Below are 18,491 nucleotides of genomic sequence, written 5' to 3'. Positions count from 1 at the left end.
GTATCTCCGCGACGCCATTAAGTCGTCGCCCGCGCGGCCCCATCGCCAGACGACCTGGCGACTGGTCCGCCGTGCCCGCCCTACCCCCCTGAACGCAATGCCCGCGCCGCGAGGCGCAGGTCGTATCACCTTCTTCCCACAAGGAATCCGGCGCCTTCGCGTTGCCGGGCGATCGCAATGAATCGAACAAAAATCGATCTGCGAGGACAAGCCTTCAAGGACGTCCTCGGCTTTACCTTCCGCTATTGGCGCGCCCAGCCGTGGCGCACCGCTTTCATCGTCGCGCTGGCGCTGCTGTCGGCCGTGGCCGACGTGCTGACCCCGCTGTACGCGGGCCGGCTGGTCGACGCGGTGGCTTCCGGCGCCGCGGCCGACGCGCAGGTCTGGGGCGCGGCCATCACCGCGTTCTGGCTGCTGATCGCGCTGGGCATCGGCGCCACGCTGCTGCGCCAGGCCGTGTTCCAGAACATCATCGTCTTCACCCTGAAGATGATGAACGGCATGGTCTCCAATGCTTTCTACCGGGTGCAGCGCTTTTCCACCGACTGGCACGCCAACAGCTTCGCCGGCTCGACCGTGCGCAAGATCACCCGCGGCATGTGGGCGGTGGACCTGCTGAACGACACGCTGCTGGTGGCGCTGCTGCCGTCGATCATCATGCTGCTTGGCGCCACCGTGCTGCTGGGCATCCACTGGCCGGTGATGGGCCTGGTGGTGGGCATCGGGTCGGTGCTGTACATCGCGGTCACGGCGACACTGTCGCTGGGCTACGTGGCGCCGGCGGCGCGGCTGGGCAATGCCTGGGACACGCGCATGGGCGGCGCGCTGGCCGACGCGGTCAGCTGCAACCCCGTGGTCAAGGCCTTCGGCGCCGAGACCCGCGAGGAAGCGCGCCTGGACCGGGTGGTCGACAAGTGGCGCCGCCGCACGCGCCGCACCTGGATTCGCGCCACGTTCAACGGCGGCGTGCAGGGCGCGATGCTGGTGGCAATGCAGGCCGGCATCCTGGGCGCATCGCTCTGGCTGTGGTCGCGCAACCAGGCCAGCGTCGGCGACATCACCTTCGCCCTGACCATGTTCTTCATGCTGCAGGGCCACCTGCGCGACGTGGGCATGCACATCCGCAACCTGCAGCGCTCGGTCAACGACATGGAAGAGCTGGTCGCGCTGGAAAAGCAGCCGCTGGGCGTGGACGACCGGCCCGGCGCCGGTGCACTGCGCGTCACGGCCGGCGAGATCCGCTTCGAGGACGTCACCTTCCGCTATGGCCGCCACGAAGCGCCGCTATACGAGGGCTTCTCGGCGCGCATCGCGCCGGGGGAGCGGGTCGGCCTGGTCGGGCATTCGGGCTCGGGCAAGACCACCTTCATCAAGCTGATTCAGCGCCTGTACGACGTCAACGGCGGCCGCATCACCATCGACGGGCAGGACATCGCCCAGGTCAGGCAGGCCTCGCTGCGCAGCCAGATCGCGATCGTGCAGCAGGAGCCGGTGCTGTTTCACCGCACCCTGGCCGAGAACATCGCCTACGCCCGCCCCGGCGCCTCGCAGGCCGAGATCGAGCAGGCGGCGCGGCAGGCCAGCGCGCATGACTTCATCATGGCCTTGCCCAAGGGCTACGCAACGCTGGTGGGCGAGCGCGGCGTCAAGCTGTCGGGCGGTGAGCGCCAGCGCGTGGCGATCGCCCGGGCCTTCCTGGCGGACGCGCCGATCCTGATCCTGGACGAGGCCACGTCGAGCCTGGACAGCGAGAGCGAGGTGCTGATCCAGCAGGCCATGGAGCGCTTGATGGTCGGCCGCAGCACGCTGGTGGTGGCGCACCGGCTGTCCACGGTGCGCGCGCTCGACCGCCTGCTGGTGATGGACCGCGGCCGCATCATCGAGGAAGGCAGCCATGACCAGTTGATCCGCTTGCAGGGCGGCCTGTACCGGCGCCTGTTCGAGCGCCAGGCCCTGGAACTGACCAAGGGCCTGACGCAGGCGGAACTGCTGGCCGATGGCGCCCGCCCCCTGCCGGCGCCGGCCGCCGGCGAGGAGCAGGATCAGGACGAAGCGTCCTTCGCGTTCGGCAAGTAGGCGCAGGGCCTGACTCGCGTCAGGCCCATTTCATGGCCGCCCACGGCCTGGGCAGCGCGCGGATCGCCGTGGACCGGCGGCCTCAGCGATTCAACGTCAGCCGCAGGCCGAAGGCGATCAGCGCGCCGCCGAATACGGCGCCCTGCCACTTCTGCACGCGCGGGTGCGCCGCCATCCAGCGGCCCAGCGCGCCGCCCGCCAGGGCGCACAGCACATCGAAGGTCAACCCCAGGCTCACCAAGATCACGCCCAGCAGGGCGAACTGCTGGCCGATCGCGCCCTGCGCCGGCGACACGAACTGCGGCAGCAGCACCGAGCAGAACAGCAGCGCCTTGGGGTTGAGAACATTGGTCAACACCCCGCTCAACAACGCCGCGCCGACCCCCCTGCCGCGCGCGGCCGCCTGCGCCTCGTGCGCCACGCCATACGACAGCGGCCCCGCGCGCAGCAGCCGCGCGCCCAGCCAGATCAGATAGCCGCCGCCAACGGTGCGCGCCGCATCGAAGGCCCAGGGATGCGCCTTGAACAGCGCCGCCAGCCCCAACGCCGCCAGCGTCACGTGGGCGGCGCGCGCCAGGGCCAGGCCCACCGCCACCGCCAGCGCCGGGCCTCGGCCGCGCAGGGCGCCGGTTTCGAGCAGCAGGATCATGTCCGGCCCCGGCACCACATACACAATCAACAATGCCCCGAGAAACAACGCCATGTCGGCCATACGCCACGCTCCGTGCTGCTGGAAATGGCGATCATTCTAGGGAAAAGGCATCGGCATGTGCTTGCTATTCCTGCCAACTTGAATAACATGATTGGCATATCCAACCAATCAAAATCCCATTATTTTTATTCCATGCCAAAACGCCAATTGGACGCCTACGACCGGCGCATACTCGAGGCCCTCCAACAGAATGGCCGACTGACCAATGTCGAGCTGGCCGAGCAGATCGGCCTGTCGCCCTCGCCCTGCCTGCGGCGGGTGCGGCTGATGGAGGAAGCCGGCGTGATCCAGGGCTATGAGGCCCGGCTGGCGCCGGACGAGGTCGGGCTGGGCCTGACGGTATTCGTCGGGGTCAAGGTCGAGCGCCACCACGAGCGTGATGCCGAGCAGTTCCGCAAGGAAGTCTGCGCCCTGCCCGAAGTGGTGGCGGCGCACCTGGTGTCGGGCGAATCGGACTTCCTGCTGCAGGTGGTGCTGCCGGACCTGCGCGGCTATGAACGCTTCCTGCTGGGCACGCTGCTGAAGCTGCCCGGCGTGAAGGACATCCGCAGCAATTTCGCGATCCAGACGGTCAAGCCGCAGAGTCCCCTGCCGCTGGACCACCTGGGGCATTGAGCGCCGCCTGCCGCACCTTGGCGCTGCGCTGCTCGAAGCGCGCCTGCGACTGCGCCAGGTAGCGCTGCACGATGGCCGGTTCCGAGGTCCTGGGCGTGCCGCCCGGGAATGGCGGCTCGGGGTCATACTCGATCTGCAGCTGGATCAGCTTGGCGGCCTCGTCACCGCACAACGTGGCCACCACCTTCAGGGCCATGTCGATGCCCGAGGTAACGCCGCCGGCGGTGAAGACATTGCCGTCCACGCACAGCCGCGCCTCGGTCGGCACGGCGCCGAAATGCGCCAGCAACTCGCGAGCGCGCCAATGGCTGGCGGCGCGCCTGCCGCGCAGCAGGCCGGCCGCGCCCAGCAGCAGCGATCCGGTGCAGATACCGAAGACGTATCGCGCGCCCAACGCCTGCCGGCGCGTGAACGCCACCCAATCCGGGTCGAGGATGGCATCATCCGTGCCCGGCCCGCCCGGCACCACCAGCAGATCGCAGGGCAGCGCCGACGCCAGCGTGCGGGTCGGCACGAAGCACAGGCCGCGATCGCTACGCACCGGTTCCGGCGATTTTGCGACAAAATCAATGCTGAAACCGGGCGCGGCGGCGAGCACCTCGTAGGGCCCGGTCATATCCAGCTGGGTCAGCCCTTCGAACAAGAGAATATTCACATGCACGACGATGCTCCTTGGCAGAACGGAACCTCCAGCGTAGACCGGGACCGCGGCGCGCGCGCGCCAAACAGCGGCACAATCGCGCCAAAACGCATTGTCTTCCTGGTGTACGACGGTTTCCAGCCGCTTGACCTGGCCGGTCCGTGGCAGGCATTCAGCAGCGCCAACGAGGAAGGCGGCGCCGGCTATCATCTGAGCACCGTGGCCGCCCGCCCGGTGGTCAGCACCTGGGACCAGGGCCTGCGCATGCAGGTCAGCGCCACTTTCGCCAGCGACGATGACGCGCCGATCGACATGCTGTTCGTGCCGGGCGGGCCAGGCATCGACTCGGCCAGCACCCATGGCGAAACCCTGGCCTGGCTGCGGCGCCGCAGCCCGCAGGCGCGCCGCACCTGCAGCGTCTGCACCGGCGCTTTTCTGCTGGCCGCGGCCGGACTGCTCGACGGCCGCCGCGTCACCACGCACTGGCGCTCGGCCGACCGGCTGCGTCAACTGCACCCCGGACTGCGGGTGGAAGACGACCGCATCTACATCGAGAGCGGCAACGTCTGGACCTCGGCCGGCGTGACCGCGGGCATCGACCTGGCGCTTGCGCTGATCGAGCGCGACGTGGGCGCGCGGGTGTCGCAGGACGTGGCGCGCCGCCTGGTGGTCTTCATGCGCCGCAACGGCGACCAGCGCCAGTACAGCCAGTCGCTGCGCCTGCAGGATCGCCTGGCGGCGCCGTTCCGCGACCTGGTGGAGAAAATCGAGGCCAGCCTCTCGGCGCGCTGGTCGGTCGACGACATGGCCGATGCCTGCCACATGTCGCGCCGCACTTTCCAACGCAAGTTCGTGGCGCATTTCGGCGTGACGCCGAGCGAGGTGCTGCGTCAACTGCGGCAGGAGCGCGCCAGCGCGCTGGGCGCCGCCGGCAAGCTGTCGGCAAAGGCCGCCCGGCGCGCGCTGGCGGACTACGGCCAGCCGGCCCAGGCGTGATGCGCCAATAGCGCGTCCCGCTAGCGCCTGGTCCAGTTGCGGCCATCGGTGGAGTAATAGCGTCCGCCGCTGCTGCAGCAGCCGCCTGCCCCCAGGGCCTGGCGGCCGACAAATGCCTCCACGCCCGGGGCCTTGGCCTGCAGGCTCTGGCGCGCGCAGGACATGAGCGACGGATAGAACTCGGGTTCCAGCACCTTGACCCAGCGGCGTGCGCCGGACGCGGGATCGGCCTCGTCCAGGTAGACCACGCAATCACTCACCACCAGATGCACCGCCTGGCCGTTCAGACGGCCCCTGAACTCGTGTTCGGGCGCCAGGTCGCGCAGCGATTGCGGGTCGAGACCGGACGGCGCGGGCCGTTCGTCGCAGCCGGCCATCAATGCCAGCGCCATCAGCCCGGCCCAGGCCCAACGGGCGCGCGCGGCCATGCCTATGCCGCCAAGCCGACCGACATGCCGCCGCACACATACAGCAGTTGGCCGGTCATGAAGCCGGCGCGCCGGTCCAGGAACAGCGCAACCGCGTGCGCCACGTCCTCGGGCCGGCCGACGCGGCCCACCGGGATGGACGCCTCCAGCGCCACCGTCCGCGGGTCGCCCGGCGGGTTCGACTGCTCGAACAGTTCGGTGGCGATCGGCCCGGGTGCGACGGTATTGACGGTGATGCCGTCCTTGCCCAATTCCAGCGCCCAGGTGCGCGTCATGCCGGCCAGGCCGGACTTGGTGGCGCCATAGGCCGAACGGCCCGGCTTGCCCAGCCCGGCGCGGCTGCCGATGTTGACCACGCGCCCGTAGCCCGCCTCGCGCATGCCCGGCAACAACGCCTGCAGCAGCAGTAGCGGCGCGGCCAGGTTCAACGCCACCGTACGCGCCAGATCCTCCTGGGTCACGGCGTCGATGTCCGCCACCTGGATCATGCCGGCGTTGTTGACCAGGTGCAGCACCGGCCGCGCCGCCGCCAAGGCCGACGCGGCCGCCGCCGTGGCAGCCGCATCGCCCAGGTCCACGGACTGGAAGGTTTCGCCGGGCAATGTCGCCTGCGGCGGGCGGCGGCTGAAGTTGACGACCTCGAAGCCGTCCTGCAACAGCCGCGCGACGATGGCGCGGCCGATGCCCCGGCTGCCGCCGGTGACCAATACGATGGGAGCGGTCATTGCGCGGTGATTCCCTTGTCCTTGATGAGACGGCCCCATTTGCCGCGTTCCTGGCGCTCGAACGCCGCAAGCTCGGGACCGAACAGCGTACCCGGTTTGGCGCCCATGGTGGCGAAGTTGGTGGCGATGGCCGGCGTGGCCAGCCCGCTGCGCGCCGCCTCGATCAGTTGCCGCACCACCGGCTCCGGCGTGCCGCGCGGCGCGTACAGCGCGAACCACGCCGTCACGTCAAAGCCCGGCAGGCCGGACTCGGCCACCGTGGGCAGGTTTGGCACCGAGGGATCGCGCGCGGCCGAGGTCACCGCCACCCCGCGCACCAGGTTGCCGTCTTTGATCTGCGCCAGCGCGCCAGGCAGGTTGTCGAACAACAGGTCGACCTGGCCGCCGGCCACCGCCGGCAGCGATGCCGAGGAGCCCTTGAACGGCACGTGCAGCAGGGTCACGCCGGCCATGGCCTCGAAATAGGCGCCCGTCAGGTGCACCGACGAACCCACTCCGGGCGATGCGTAGGTCAGCTTCCTGTCCTTGGACTGCCTGGCGGCCTGGATCACGTCGGCCACGGTCTTGTAGGGCGACTTGGCGCTGACGGCGATGACGTTGGGCGTGGTGGACACCAGCGCGATCGGCACCAGGTCGCGCTCCGGATCGAACGCCATATTGCTGTACAGGAACTGGTTGATGGTCTGGGTGCCGATGGTGCCCAGGCCCAGCGTGTAGCCATCGGCCTTGGCGCGCGCCACGTAGGCCATGCCGATGTTGCCGCCCGCGCCCGGCTTGTTCTCGACCAGCACGGTCTGCTTCAAGCCCGGCTGCAGCGCGTTGGCGATGGCGCGGCCGAAGATGTCGGCGCCGCCGCCCGGCGGATATGGCACCACCACAGTGATGGGATGCTCGGGATAGCCGGCGGCATGCGCCGCGGACATGGCCAGCGCGGCCAGGGCGGCCACGGCCAGCGCGCGCCGCCCGGCGCGCCTGTACAGGGAATGCGTCATGAATATGTCTCCTCGCGAATCCGCTGGTGCGGATTTCTTCTGGCTCCGCCTCGGGGCGGATGCTGTTGGTGGATGCCCGCGCAAGGCGGGCACTTCCTATAGTACGTAAATACGTACTATATTCACAAGAACACGAAATGGATACCGGAGACAAACCATGAAACGCTGGACGCGCCGTCCCGAGGGATCGACCTGGGGCGACTTCGGGCCGGACGACGAGATCGGCCGCCTGAACCTGCTGACCGAGGAAAAAGTGCTGCAGGGGGTGCGTGAAGTGCGCGCCGGCAAGGTCTTCTGCCTGTCGTTGCCGCTGGACCTGCCCGGCGGCAACGTACTCAACCCGCGCCGCCATCCGCCGCAGCTCAAGCCCACCTTCCGCGACGGCACGCCCTACCTGAACTTCGCCATGGCGCGGCTGCAAGCCGAGGCTGTCGACGTGCTGTCGGACGACCAGGTCACGCTCAGCCTGCAATACTCGACCCAGTGGGACGGCCTGTGCCACGTCGGCGCGCAGTTCGACATCCAGGGCGACGGCCAGGCCCGCCGTGTCTACTACAACGGCTATGCCGCCGGGGTGGACGTGTTCGGCGGCGACGATGCCGCGCCCGACGCCTGCTGCCCGCCGGGCGGTTCGTACGCGCGCAAGCTCGGCATCAACCGCTATGCCGAAAAAGGCATGCAGGGCCGCGGCGTGCTGATCGATCTGGCGCGCGCCTTCGGCCCCGGCCGCACGCGGGTGGGCCTTACCCAGTTGCAGGCGGCGATGCGCGAACAACAGGTCGTGGTCGAGCCGGGCGACATGCTGGTGCTGCGCACCGGCTTCGCCGAAGCGCTGCTGGAAATGGACGGCCGGCCGGATCCGCACCGCCTGGAGCAGACCGGCGCGGTGCTGGACGGCGCCGACGCGGCGTTGCTGGGCTGGATCAGCGACAGCGGCGTGGCGGCAATCTGCGCCGACAACTACGCGGTCGAAGCCTACCCGGCCCGCACCGCCGGCCCCGGTCATTCGATCCTGCCGTTGCACCATCACTGCCTGTTCAAGCTGGGCGTGCCGCTGGCCGAGCTGTGGTACCTGAAGGCGCTGGCCGACTGGCTGCACGCGCAGGGACGCAACCGATTCCTGCTGACCGCGCCGCCGCTGCGCCTGCCGGGCGCGGTGGGTTCGCCGGTGACGCCGATCGCCACGGTGTAAGGCCATGACGTCGCTCCCCACCCTGTTTTCGCATCATCTCGACACGCTGGCCTCGAATCACCCCGACCGTCCCGCCTTGATCGACCGCGACCGTGCCGTCAGCCACGCCGACCTGCGCGCGCGCAGCCGCGCCCTGGCCGCCGGCCTGGCGCGCATCGGCGTGCGGCCCGGCCAGCGCGTGGCGGTATGGCTGCCCAACTGCGCCGCCTGGGTCGAGACCTTCCTGGCTTGCGCCCACCTGGGCGCGCTGGTGCTGGCGGTCAACACCCGCTTTCGCGCGCTGGAGCTGGCCGACATCCTTGGCCGCGGCCGCGCCGATTGGCTGGTGTTCTGGCCCGGCTTCAAAGGCATCGACTTCCAGGGCATCCTGGACGGCGTCGCGCCCGAATGCCTGGAACGGCTGCAAGGCATCGTTGCCTTGTCCGAGACCGACGACGCGCTTGCGCTGGCGCTGCGCGGCAAGCCGCTATACCGTTATGCCGATCTGCGCGCCACGCCCGGGGAGCCTCCGCCGCCCCAGCCGGACGCCGGCGTGCTGTGCTTCACCACGTCCGGCACCACCTCGCAACCCAAATTCGTGCTGCATGACCAGCGCACCCTGCTGCGCCACGGCGCCACGGTGGCGCAGGCGTTCGGCTATGACGACGACAGCCGCGTGCTGGCCAGCGCGCCATTCTGCGGCGCCTTCGGCTTCGCCACGCTGGCAGGCGGGCTGGCGCGGGGCGTGCCGGTGGTGTGCGCGCCGGTATTCGACGCGGCCGAATCGGCCGCCGCGATCCAGCGCCACCGCGTCACCCACACCTACGCCAACAACGAGGCGCTGGTCGCCATGATGCGTGCGGCCGCGCCCGGCGCGTTCGCCTCGGCACGGCTGTTCGGCTTCGCCAGTTTCACGCCGGCGCTCGAGCACATGCTGGACCTGGCGCGCGCGGCCGGCGTGCCACTGACCGGACTGTACGGCTCCAGCGAGCTGATCGCGCTGGTGGCCGGCCAGCCGCGCGATCCCGGCGAAGGCGACGTGGCCGCGCGCCACCAGCCCGGCGGTACCCTGATCTACCCCGAGGCAAGGGTGCGGGCGCGCGATCCGGCCAGCGGCGCGGTCCTGCCGCACGGCGAATCGGGCGAGTTGGAAATCCTCTCGCCGAGCCTGATGCGCGGCTACCTCGACAACCCCGAGGCCAGCCGCCACGCCTGCAGCGATGACGGCTACTTCAAGACCGGCGACCTGGGCTACACCCTGAACCCGCGCCAGTTCGTGTTCCAGACCCGCATGGGCGACTCGCTGCGCTTGTCCGGCTTCCTGGTGAATCCGGTGGAAATCGAACAAGTGGTGGAGACCCTGCCCGGCGTGCGCGCCTGCCAGGTGGTCGGCGCCACCCGCGACGGCAAGACCGTGCCCTACGCTTTCGTGCTGCTGCAGAGCGGCGCCAACGCCGACGCCGCCGGCTGGACCGCGGCCTGCAAGCAGGCCATGGCCGGCTTCAAGGTGCCGGCCGGCTTCACGGTGCTGGACGCATTCCCTTCGGTGGAAAGCGCCAATTCGGTCAAGATCCAGAAGCACCGGCTGCGCGAGATGGCCGACCGCCTGCTCGCGGCCCCCGCCCCTACCTGACCGAGACGCCCATGCCCGCGCGCCCGCTTTTCTCGCACAGTCCCCAGCCGCTCTACCTGCAGGCGGCGGCGCTGTTCCGCAGCCACATCCAGAACCGCACCTGGCGGCCCGGCCAGCAAATCCCCCCGCTGGAAGCGCTGATGGAGACCTACGGCATTTCGCGCGCCACCATCCGTCAGGCCCTGGGCCAGTTGGAGCAGGACGGCCTGATCCGGCGCTCGCGCGGTTCGGGCACCTTCGTCAACGCCGACCTGCCCGAGACGCCAACCCTGCTGATTCCCAAGACCTGGGCCGAGACGGTGGAACTGAGCAACCAGCTCGGCACCGTGTCGCTGGTGGAGTCGAGCGCCGACTCGCCCTTGCCGGACACGCTTGGCATGCGCTGCGATGCCGACCGCGCCGGCCGCTTTCAGTATCTGCGGCGCGTGCACACCACCGACGCCGGCCCGTTCTGCTATAGCGAGGTATTCCTGGAGAGCAGCCTGTTCCGCAAGCACCGCGCCCGCATCCAGAAGAACACCGTGGCGCCCGTGCTGGACCAGTTCTACGGCGCGCGCATCAGCGAGGCGCGCCAGGTGCTGAACGTGATCGAGGCCGGCCAGGAGTCGGCCGAATCGCTGCGGATCCCGGTGTCCTCGCCCGTGGCCGAGCTGCGCCGCTACGCCTGCATCGATGGCCGCGTGGTGTATTTCGCGCGGCTGGAATTCCCGTTCCGCAAGGTGCGCATGGAATTCGACCTGTTGAGCCAACGATAGGGGGACCCGGCTTTTCCAGCAACGCCCGTGAAGACGCCCCTCGCCGCGAGCCTGCCCGCGGCCGGCGCCGGCGGCTTCCCCGCCCGTCCGATTCCATTACAAAAGCGCGGCCTTGAGGCCAAGCGCGCAGTTCCCGCAAACATCCGGCATAACCATAAATGGAGACAACCATGACCCCCATGCCCCGGATTTCGCAGCAACGCAGCATCTGCTCGCGCCGCTTCGCGCGCATATCCACCACGGCCGCCGCCTGCGGCGCCAGCCTGTTCCTGAGCGCCGCCGCCCTGGCGCAAAGCGCTCCCGCCGCCATCTCCGACGACGTGGTCCGCCTCGGCCTGATCCTGGACATGAGCGGCATCTATGCCGATGTGACCGGCAAAGGCAGCGCCACCGCCGCGCAGATGGCCATCGACGACTTCGGCGGCAAGGTGCTGGGCAAGAAAATCGACCTGCTGGTGGTCGACCACCAGAACAAGGCCGACATCGCCGCGGCCCGCGCCCGCGAGTGGTACGACACGCAGCAGGTCGATGCCATCATGGACGTGGCCGGCTCGGCCCCGGCGCTGGCGGTGCTGGAAGTAGCGCGCCAAAAGAAGAAAATCGTGGTCTTCAGCGGCCCCGGCACCGAACGCATCACCAACGACCTGTGCTCGCCCTACTCGGTGCACTACACCTACGACACCTGGTCGCTGGCCAACACCACCGCCCGCGCCACGGTCGACCGGGGCGGCAAGCGCTGGTACTTCCTGACCGCCGACTATGCCTTCGGTCATACCTTGCAGGCCTCGGCCACCGAGGTCGTCAAGGCGCGCGGCGGCACGGTGCTGGGCGCCGCGCGCCACCCCATCGGGACCAGCGACTTCGCCTCGTACCTGCTGCAGGCGCAGGCCAGCGGCGCCCAGATCGTCGGCCTGGCCAATGCCGGCGGCGACACCGTCAACGCCATCAAGGCGGCGCGCGAATTCGGCCTGCCCCAGAGCGGCCAGAAGATGGCCGGCCTGCTGCTGTACATCAACGACATCCACGCCATCGGCCTGGAATCGGCCGCCGGCCTGATGCTGACAGAAGCCTTCTACTGGGACATGAACGACCAGACGCGGGCCTGGTCGCAGCGCTACTACGACAAGCTCAACAAGATGCCCAACATGAGCCAGGCGGGCACCTACTCGTCGGTGATGCACTATCTGAAGGCGGTACAGGCGGCCGGCACCGACGCGACCGAGGCGGTGATGAAGCAGATGAAGGCCATGCCGATCAACGACTTCTTCGCCACCAATGGCCGCATCCGCGAGGATGGCCGCATGGTGCACGACATGCACCTGTTCGAGGTCAAGACGCCGGCCGAGTCCAAGCGGCCGTGGGACTACTACAAGCTGGTGGCCACGCTGCCGGGCGACGAGGCCTTCATGCCGCTGTCCAAGTCGACCTGCCCGCTGGTGAAGACGGCGGCGAAGTAAGCAGGAGGCCGCCCGCCGCCGCCCCCCGCGGCGGCGGGCGCGGCGCATATCGGGCCCGGCCACCGCCGGCCCCACGCTTCCGTTATTCTCGGGGCTGGCCCAGCGCCCGCAATGCTGCCCGCCCGTCCAAGGAAGCCCGATGTCCAGCCCCGCCTCACGCCCCATTCCCGCCACCATCGCCGCCGTGGTGCGCAATGGCCACGTGCTGCTGGTGCGCCGCGCCAACCCGCCCGACCAGGGCCGCTGGGCCTTTCCGGGCGGCAAGATCGAGGCCGGCGAACCTCTCGAAGACGCGACCGCGCGCGAACTGTTCGAGGAATGCGGCGTGCGCGCGCAGCCGTTGCAGGTGTTCGATGCCGTCGACGTGTTCGACCGCGACGACAGCGGCGCGCTGCGCCGCCATTACATCCTGATCGCCGTGCTGTGCCGCTGGCAGGCGGGCGAGCCGGTGGCCGGCGACGATGCGCTGGACGCGCGCTGGGTGCCGCTGGCCGAGCTGGAGGGCCAGGCGCTGGCGACCAGCTTCGGGGTGGCGGCCATCGCGCGCAAGGCGGCGGCCCTGGCGGTTGCGGCTGGCATTCTCTGAAGGATCCGGCCGCCCATTCGCACCTGGCGGGAGTCGTCCAGTCCGACATCGGACCGGCCCCTGGCCGCGAGTCAAACAGCCGCCGGGATCGATCGGTTAAGGTGTAGCCCCACACCCCTTAACCCTTCATTCCTGGAGTAATGAATGACCGGATTGATTATCGTGGTGGCGGCGCTGGCGTTCCTGATGCTGGCGGCCTATCGAGGCTACAGCGTCATCCTGTGCGCGCCCCTCGCGGCCATGGGCGCGGTGCTGCTGACCGACCCGTCGGCGCTGGCGCCGGTGTTCTCGGGCATCTTCATGGAGCGCATGGCGGGCTTCGCCAAGCTCTATTTCCCCGTATTCCTGCTGGGCGCGGTGTTCGGCAAGCTGATCGAACTGTCGGGTTTCTCGCGCGCCATCGTGCAGGCGGTGCTGCGGCTGATCGGGGCGGAACGCGCCATCGTCGCCATCGTGCTGGTCTGCGCGGTGCTGACCTACGGCGGCGTGTCGCTGTTCGTGGTGGTGTTCGCGGTCTACCCCTTCGCGGCCGAGATGTTCCGCCAGGGCGGCATTCCCAAGCGGCTGATGCCGGGCGCCATCGCGCTGGGCGCGTTCACCTTCACCATGACGGCGCTGCCGGGCACGCCGCAGATCCAGAACATCATTCCCACCACCTTTTTCGAAACCACCACCTGGGCCGCGCCCTGGCTCGGACTGATCGGCGCGGCCTTCACGCTGGCGGTCGGCGTGGCCTACCTGGAATGGCGCCGCAAGCGCGCCGCGCGGGCCGGCGAAGGCTATGGCACCGAACTGCGCAACGAACCCGAGACCCCGCCCGGCGGTCGCGAGCATCATCCGCTGGTGGCGCTGCTGCCCCTGGTGGTGGTAGGCGTGGCCAACTACCTGCTCACGCGCTGGATTCCCGGCTGGTATCCGGCCGGCTCGCAGGTCGACCTGCCCGGCCTGCCGCGCCCCATGCCGGTCAATGCCCAGGACCAGGTGGCGCTGTGGGCGGTGATGGGCGCGCTGATCGCGGGCATCGCCACCATCCTGGTGTTCTCGTTCTCGCACATCAAGGCCCACTTCGCCGAAGGCAGCAAGAGCGCGGTGTCGGGCGCGCTGCTGGCGTCCATGAACACCGCGGCCGAATACGGCTTCGGCGGCGTGATCGCGGCCCTGCCCGGCTTCCTGATGGTGGCCAGCGCGCTCAAGGCGATTCCGGACCCGTTGGTGGGCGAGGCGGTGGCGGTAACCTCCCTGGCCGGCATCACCGGCTCGGCCTCCGGCGGCATGAGCATCGCGCTGGCGGCCATGGCGCAGACCTTCATCGACAGCGCCCAAGCGGCCGGCATTCCCATGGAAGTGCTGCACCGCATCGCCGCCATGGCATCGGGCGGCATGGACACCCTGCCGCACAACGGCGCCGTCATCACCCTGCTGGCCGTCACCGGACTGACCCATCGCCAATCGTACGGCGACATCTTCGCCATCACGCTGATCTCGACGCTGTCGGTGTTCCTGGTGATCGCGGTGTACTACCTGACCGGCATCGTCTGATCGTCCTGGCCGAAAGCGCGGCCGAAGATTTCGGCCAGCCACTGGCTGAACACGCGCACCCGCGCCGATACCTGGCGGTTCTGCGGGTACAGCACCGACACCGGCATCGGCGCCGGCGGCGCGTCGGGCAGCACCACCCGCAGCCGTCCGGCCGCCAGGTCGTCGGCCACGCGGTAGCGCGGCACCTGGACCAGGCCCAGGCCCGCCAGCGCCGCGCTGGTGTACAGCTCGGCGCCATTGACGCTGACGACCGAGGCAGGCCGCGCCAGCACATTGCGCCCGTTCATCATGAAATCCAGCGGCAGGCTGCGGCCGGAGGATGACGACACGTAGTCCACCGCCCGGTGTCCCTCCAGGTCGTCCAGGGTGGCGGGCTCGCCGTAACGCGCCAGGTAGGCCGGGCTGGCGACGGTGACCTGCGGCATCAACGCAATCTGGCGGCCCACCAGCGACGAATCCTGCAGGGTGCCGGCGCGCAGCACGCAGTCCACGCCCTCGCGCACCAGATCCACCAGCCGGTCGTCCTCGCCCAGATGCAGCACCAGGTCGGGGTAGCGCGCCAGGAAACCGGGCAGCGCCGGCATCACGAACACGCGCGCCAGCGTGCCTTGCAGGTTGACCCGCAGCAGCCCCTTGGGCGCAGTGTTCAGGAACGCGCCGTCGGCCTCTTCCAGGTCCGCCAGCAGGCGCACGCAACGCCGGTAATAGGCTTCGCCGTCGTGGGTCAGCCGCACCTGGCGCGTGGTGCGCTCCAGCAGGCGCGCGCCCAGGCGCTTTTCCAGGCGCTTGATCAGGTGGGTGACGGTGGCGCGCGGAATCCGCAAGTCCTCGGCCGCTTTGGAGAAACTGCGCCGTTCGGCGATGCGGACGAACACCTGCATTTCCTGGAAGCGATCCATGGGCGGACTCGATTATTTATGCAAATGAAATTATGTTAGCAAAATAAGGGTAATTATCTTTTCTTTGGAATAGTTCATGATTCGTCTCACCGCATGATCCGTCCCACTACCCTTCAGGAGTCACCATGAATTCTCCAGCCCCCCAACGCACCGCCCTGGTCACGGGCGCCTCGCGCGGCATCGGCGCCGCGATCGCCCGCCGCCTGGCCGCCGACGGCTGCGCCGTCGCCATCAACTATGCCGCCAGCGCCGCCGAGGCCGAGACCTTGGCCGAGGAGATCCGCCAGGCGGGCGGCCGCGCCCTGGCGGTGCGCGCCGACGTTTCCAAGGCCGCCGAGGTACGCGCCCTGTTCGACCAGGTCGAAGCCGGCCTCGGGCGCATCGACGTGCTGGTCAACAGCGCCGGCGTGCTCAAGCTGCAGGCGCTGGCCGAGGCCAGCGACGCGCTCTACGACCAGACCTTCGACATCAACACCCGCGGCACCTTCAACACCCTGCGCGAGGCCGGCACGCGGCTGGCCGACGGCGGCCGCATCGTCAACATCTCCAGCACCACGCTGGCGCTGAACCTGCCCACCTATGGGCTCTACATCGCCAGCAAGGCGGCGGTCGAGGGTTTCACCCGCGTGTTCGCCAAGGAACTGCGCGGCCGCCACATCACGGTCAACGCCGTGGCGCCGGGCCCCGTCGCCACCGATCTGTTCAAGCAGGGCAAGAGCGTGGAACTGATCGAGCACTACGCCAAGATGCCGCCGCTGGAACGTCTGGGCGAGCCCGAGGACATCGCCGGCATCGTGTCGTTCCTGGCCGGCGCCGACGGCGGCTGGATCAACGGCCAGGTGCTGCGCGCCAACGGCGGCATCGCCTGAAGCGCGATGGCGGCGCGGATGCTACTGTTGCGCGCATGCAAGCAGACAACGCCATGAACCTGGCCGCCACGCGCCGGACCCGCCCGATCCCCCCGCCGGATCGGTCCGCACGCCACGGGCCGCGCCGCGCCTGGGCGCCCGCCCTGGCGCTCGCCACGCTATGCCTGGCCACGCGGGCCGCCGGGGCCGAGCCGCAGGTGCAGACCGGCGACTTGGTGTTCCAGCAATCCCGATCGGCCCAGAGCCTGGCCATCCAGCAGGCCACGCATTCGCCCTACAGCCACATGGGCATGATCGTGCTGCGCCAGGGCGCTCCCTATGTGCTGGAGGCCGCCGCCACGGTCAGCTATACGCCATTGGCCAGTTGGGCGGCGCGGGGCGAAGACGGCAAATACGTCGTCAAGCGCCTGCGCGACTCGGCGCGGCTGACGCCCGAGGCGCGCGACCGGCTGGCGCGCACCGGGGCGCAGTACGTCGGCAGGCCCTATGACCTGGTGTTCGGCTGGTCGGATGACCGGATCTACTGTTCCGAACTGGTGTGGAAGACCTACCAGCGCGCGCTGGGCGTGCAGATCGGCGCGCTGCAACCGTTGAAGGGCTTCGACCTGAGCGCGCCCGCCGTGCGCGCCAAGATGCAGGAGCGCTATGGCAAGGACATTCCCTGGGAAGAGCCCATCATCTCGCCCGCCGCGATGTTCGATTCTCCCCTGCTGACGACAGTCGTGGAACGCTAGCGGGCCGGGCCTGGCCAGCCCGCGGCGCTACAGGCCCGGCACCGTCTTGAAACCCGTGAAGAACGCGCATTGGCCGGGAAATCCCGGGCGCGCGTCGCAGGCTTTCAGGCAACCCGGTTGGTCGCCCGCAAAGCGCGCCGACACCGACATCGCGAACCCGTAGGTGGGCGTGGTGACATCGAAATGGCTCTCGCAGACCGCCTTGACGCTGTAGGCGAAGGTCATGGCCTCGGCGCGGCCATTGATGGCAAAGGCGACCTGGAAGCTGTCCAGGCTGCGCCATCCGGCGCGGGGCAGCACCAGGAACCGATAGCGCCTGTCATCCAGGCGCTCGCCGAAGACTTTCAGTCTGGCCATGGACGAATCCATCTTCGGCGACGGATAAGGCAGCGCCAGCAAGGCGCGCGGGTCGCCCAGCACGCCCAGATCGAAACCCAGGCCCTTCTGATAGAACGGAATGTCGATGTTCGGGTAGCCCGAAAGCGCCAGGTGCCTGTTGGGCGCCAGGCCCTGCCTGGACCGTGGCGCGTAGTCCGGCGCTCGCGCAAACGTCACGTCCAGCGTCAGCACCGCGTCGGCGGGGTTGGCCGCTTCGCTGCGAATGTCGTCCAGGCGGTTGGGCGCATGGCTGGCGCACCCCGCCAGCAGCAGCGCCGACAGCGCCAGCGGCGGCAGGCCTGCCCGACGCGCGCGAAGACGCGGAAAGGATATCGACGTCATGTCACCGCGCCGGCCGCACCGGGATGGCGGTCAGCCCCTGGCCGCGGAACTGCCATCCGTCTTTGGAGGGCTGCCAGCGGAAGTTCCGATTGATCCATTCGGCTCTCATGTTGTCATACAGGCGGCGCTGGTCGATCGGCTTGCCGGCGTCCCGTTGGCGCCTGGCGATCGCATAGGTTTCGTCCCAGATCGGCCGGAATGCCTTGCTTTGCATCGCGCTGGTGAACGGCAGGCGGGCATATACGCCGTCATCGGCCGCGCTGAGCCGGATTTCGTCGTCCAGCAGCAAGGCGGCGCTGCGGTTGTCCGGGGCCACCGACACCAGACGCGAGACCGGCGCCCCGCCCTGTCCGGGGATGCGGTCTTCGAACCACAACACCTGTGCGGTGGATGTGACCAGGGCGCGCGCCCCCGCGATGAACAGCAACAGATCCTGGCGGCCCGGCTGCGCCAGGCCCAGGTCCGGGTCGCGCACATCGACGACCGGGCTGAGCACGCGCGCCAGCGGCGTGTCGTTCTGCACCGCGATCAGAATCGTGCCCACGCCCATGAAGTCGTTCGACACCGCCAGCAAGACGGGCTGGCCGCCGGCCATCGGGCCCAGCGCCCTGACATGGATGAATTCAAAGGCATTCAGGGGCCGATAGGGCTGGCCGCGATAGTTGATCGTGCGCAGGCGCGACCCTTCGCGCCCGTCCAGCCGGAACGCGCCGATCTGCTCGCTGACACGGCTGTCGGCCGGCGGCGCTGCCGAGGGAGCGGCTTGCGCGCCGGCGGCCATGGGCGTCTGCGCCGCCGCCCACGCCAGGCCCAGCCCCGCCAGGATGGCGCGCAAAGAAAGGAAATCGGTTCGAGACAACTGCGCCACGGCTTGCCCGGCAATCCCTGCCAATTTGAGATCCGCGCATTCTACCGTCTGGCGCGGCGCGAGCCGGCGCCGCCCT

General features: G+C 69.3%; 19 protein-coding genes. 11 read left to right on the top strand and 8 right to left on the bottom strand.

The window, feature by feature from the left end; translation table 11 throughout:
* Positions 1–177 precede the first annotated feature (177 nt).
* The gene (locus tag HV701_RS04175) at positions 178–2,076 is read left to right on the top strand and encodes an ABC transporter ATP-binding protein (RefSeq protein WP_175131818.1); all 1,899 of its coding nucleotides are present in this window, start codon (positions 178–180) and stop codon (positions 2,074–2,076) included.
* A gap of 82 nt (positions 2,077–2,158) precedes the next feature.
* Here the strand turns inward: HV701_RS04175 and HV701_RS04170 are convergent, their stop codons facing one another.
* Complete coding sequence (locus HV701_RS04170) at positions 2,159–2,788, bottom strand: LysE family translocator (protein WP_175131817.1); 630 nt, start codon at positions 2,786–2,788, stop codon at positions 2,159–2,161.
* 132 nt (positions 2,789–2,920) lie between these two features.
* On the opposite strand from HV701_RS04170, the gene HV701_RS04165 reads away from it, so the two are divergent.
* A complete protein-coding gene (locus HV701_RS04165; protein WP_175131816.1) occupies positions 2,921–3,403 on the top strand; it encodes an Lrp/AsnC family transcriptional regulator in 483 nt (160 codons plus the stop codon).
* On the opposite strand, the gene HV701_RS04160 is transcribed toward HV701_RS04165, so the two are convergent.
* Positions 3,360–4,064 carry a DJ-1/PfpI family protein gene (locus HV701_RS04160; RefSeq protein ID WP_175131815.1) on the bottom strand — a complete coding sequence of 235 codons (705 nt, stop codon included), beginning with the start codon at positions 4,062–4,064 and terminating at the stop codon, positions 3,360–3,362. The genes HV701_RS04165 and HV701_RS04160 overlap by 44 nt on opposite strands.
* A gap of 90 nt (positions 4,065–4,154) precedes the next feature.
* Here HV701_RS04160 and HV701_RS04155 point away from each other — a divergent pair, with 90 nt between their 5' ends.
* Entirely contained in the window at positions 4,155–5,039 is an 885-nt protein-coding gene (locus tag HV701_RS04155; protein WP_420867806.1) for a GlxA family transcriptional regulator, read from the top strand.
* A 20-nt stretch (positions 5,040–5,059) separates the two neighbouring features.
* On the opposite strand, the gene HV701_RS04150 is transcribed toward HV701_RS04155, so the two are convergent.
* The 3 genes from HV701_RS04150 to HV701_RS04140 are packed head-to-tail and all read right to left on the bottom strand — an operon-like array spanning position 5,060 to position 7,184.
* Entirely contained in the window at positions 5,060–5,467 is a 408-nt protein-coding gene (locus HV701_RS04150) for a hypothetical protein (protein ID WP_175131813.1), read from the bottom strand.
* Positions 5,468–5,469: 2 nt separating this feature from the next.
* Positions 5,470–6,192 (bottom strand): SDR family oxidoreductase, encoded by a 723-nt coding sequence (locus HV701_RS04145; RefSeq protein ID WP_175131812.1) that lies wholly within the window; start codon positions 6,190–6,192, stop codon positions 5,470–5,472.
* Positions 6,189–7,184: a Bug family tripartite tricarboxylate transporter substrate binding protein gene (locus HV701_RS04140; RefSeq protein WP_175131811.1), complete on the bottom strand. Its 996-nt coding sequence runs from the start codon at positions 7,182–7,184 to the stop codon at positions 6,189–6,191. Before HV701_RS04140 ends, HV701_RS04145 begins: the two co-directional genes overlap by 4 nt.
* A 157-nt stretch (positions 7,185–7,341) precedes the next feature.
* Between HV701_RS04140 and HV701_RS04135 the strand changes: the two genes are divergently transcribed.
* The 6 genes from HV701_RS04135 to HV701_RS04110 all read left to right on the top strand — a co-directional run bounded on the left by HV701_RS04135 (position 7,342) and on the right by HV701_RS04110 (position 14,325).
* Positions 7,342–8,376, top strand: a complete 1,035-nt coding sequence (locus HV701_RS04135; RefSeq protein WP_175131810.1) for a cyclase family protein — start codon at positions 7,342–7,344, stop codon at positions 8,374–8,376.
* A gap of 4 nt (positions 8,377–8,380) precedes the next feature.
* Complete coding sequence (locus HV701_RS04130) at positions 8,381–9,988, top strand: AMP-binding protein (RefSeq protein WP_175131809.1); 1,608 nt, start codon at positions 8,381–8,383, stop codon at positions 9,986–9,988.
* Between the two features lie 11 nt (positions 9,989–9,999).
* On the top strand, positions 10,000–10,743 hold the full coding sequence (locus tag HV701_RS04125) for a GntR family transcriptional regulator (RefSeq protein ID WP_175131808.1): 744 nt from the start codon (positions 10,000–10,002) through the stop codon (positions 10,741–10,743).
* Between the two features lie 170 nt (positions 10,744–10,913).
* A complete protein-coding gene (locus HV701_RS04120) occupies positions 10,914–12,200 on the top strand; it encodes an ABC transporter substrate-binding protein (RefSeq protein ID WP_175131807.1) in 1,287 nt (428 codons plus the stop codon).
* A 139-nt stretch (positions 12,201–12,339) separates the two neighbouring features.
* Positions 12,340–12,786, top strand: coding sequence for an NUDIX hydrolase (locus tag HV701_RS04115; RefSeq protein ID WP_175131806.1), 447 nt, complete (start codon positions 12,340–12,342; stop codon positions 12,784–12,786).
* Positions 12,787–12,930: 144 nt separating this feature from the next.
* The gene (locus HV701_RS04110) at positions 12,931–14,325 is read left to right on the top strand and encodes a GntP family permease (protein ID WP_175131805.1); all 1,395 of its coding nucleotides are present in this window, start codon (positions 12,931–12,933) and stop codon (positions 14,323–14,325) included.
* Here HV701_RS04110 and HV701_RS04105 read toward each other — a convergent pair.
* Positions 14,304–15,224 (bottom strand): LysR family transcriptional regulator, encoded by a 921-nt coding sequence (locus HV701_RS04105; RefSeq protein WP_175131804.1) that lies wholly within the window; start codon positions 15,222–15,224, stop codon positions 14,304–14,306. The genes HV701_RS04110 and HV701_RS04105 overlap by 22 nt on opposite strands.
* Before the next feature lie 125 nt (positions 15,225–15,349).
* Between HV701_RS04105 and HV701_RS04100 the strand changes: the two genes are divergently transcribed.
* Both HV701_RS04100 and HV701_RS04095 read left to right on the top strand, forming a co-directional pair.
* A complete protein-coding gene (locus HV701_RS04100; protein WP_175131803.1) occupies positions 15,350–16,093 on the top strand; it encodes an SDR family oxidoreductase in 744 nt (247 codons plus the stop codon).
* Positions 16,094–16,128: 35 nt separating this feature from the next.
* Entirely contained in the window at positions 16,129–16,827 is a 699-nt protein-coding gene (locus HV701_RS04095; protein WP_254595103.1) for a YiiX family permuted papain-like enzyme, read from the top strand.
* A 27-nt stretch (positions 16,828–16,854) separates the two neighbouring features.
* On the opposite strand, the gene HV701_RS04090 is transcribed toward HV701_RS04095, so the two are convergent.
* On the bottom strand, positions 16,855–17,547 hold the full coding sequence (locus HV701_RS04090; RefSeq protein ID WP_217467949.1) for a hypothetical protein: 693 nt from the start codon (positions 17,545–17,547) through the stop codon (positions 16,855–16,857).
* Between the two features lies 1 nt (position 17,548).
* A complete protein-coding gene (locus tag HV701_RS04085; RefSeq protein ID WP_254595102.1) occupies positions 17,549–18,439 on the bottom strand; it encodes a hypothetical protein in 891 nt (296 codons plus the stop codon).
* Positions 18,440–18,491: the final 52 nt, after the last annotated feature.

Origin of the sequence: Achromobacter pulmonis (assembly GCF_902859765.1) — a bacterium.
Classification (GTDB): domain Bacteria; phylum Pseudomonadota; class Gammaproteobacteria; order Burkholderiales; family Burkholderiaceae_B; genus Achromobacter; species Achromobacter pulmonis.
Note: the sequence above shows the minus strand (reverse complement) of the source record. Positions and strands in the feature narration are given on the sequence as shown.

Coding starts and splice junctions, on each gene's coding strand:
- HV701_RS04175 (WP_175131818.1), top strand. CDS start 178: ATGAATCGAACAAAAATCGATCTGCGAGGACAAGCCTTCAAGGACGTC.
- HV701_RS04170 (WP_175131817.1), bottom strand. CDS start 2,788: ATGGCCGACATGGCGTTGTTTCTCGGGGCATTGTTGATTGTGTATGTG.
- HV701_RS04165 (WP_175131816.1), top strand. CDS start 2,921: ATGCCAAAACGCCAATTGGACGCCTACGACCGGCGCATACTCGAGGCC.
- HV701_RS04150 (WP_175131813.1), bottom strand. CDS start 5,467: ATGGCCGCGCGCGCCCGTTGGGCCTGGGCCGGGCTGATGGCGCTGGCA.
- HV701_RS04145 (WP_175131812.1), bottom strand. CDS start 6,192: ATGACCGCTCCCATCGTATTGGTCACCGGCGGCAGCCGGGGCATCGGC.
- HV701_RS04140 (WP_175131811.1), bottom strand. CDS start 7,184: ATGACGCATTCCCTGTACAGGCGCGCCGGGCGGCGCGCGCTGGCCGTG.
- HV701_RS04135 (WP_175131810.1), top strand. CDS start 7,342: ATGAAACGCTGGACGCGCCGTCCCGAGGGATCGACCTGGGGCGACTTC.
- HV701_RS04130 (WP_175131809.1), top strand. CDS start 8,381: ATGACGTCGCTCCCCACCCTGTTTTCGCATCATCTCGACACGCTGGCC.
- HV701_RS04125 (WP_175131808.1), top strand. CDS start 10,000: ATGCCCGCGCGCCCGCTTTTCTCGCACAGTCCCCAGCCGCTCTACCTG.
- HV701_RS04120 (WP_175131807.1), top strand. CDS start 10,914: ATGACCCCCATGCCCCGGATTTCGCAGCAACGCAGCATCTGCTCGCGC.
- HV701_RS04115 (WP_175131806.1), top strand. CDS start 12,340: ATGTCCAGCCCCGCCTCACGCCCCATTCCCGCCACCATCGCCGCCGTG.
- HV701_RS04110 (WP_175131805.1), top strand. CDS start 12,931: ATGACCGGATTGATTATCGTGGTGGCGGCGCTGGCGTTCCTGATGCTG.
- HV701_RS04105 (WP_175131804.1), bottom strand. CDS start 15,224: ATGGATCGCTTCCAGGAAATGCAGGTGTTCGTCCGCATCGCCGAACGG.
- HV701_RS04100 (WP_175131803.1), top strand. CDS start 15,350: ATGAATTCTCCAGCCCCCCAACGCACCGCCCTGGTCACGGGCGCCTCG.
- HV701_RS04095 (WP_254595103.1), top strand. CDS start 16,129: ATGCAAGCAGACAACGCCATGAACCTGGCCGCCACGCGCCGGACCCGC.
- HV701_RS04090 (WP_217467949.1), bottom strand. CDS start 17,547: ATGACGTCGATATCCTTTCCGCGTCTTCGCGCGCGTCGGGCAGGCCTG.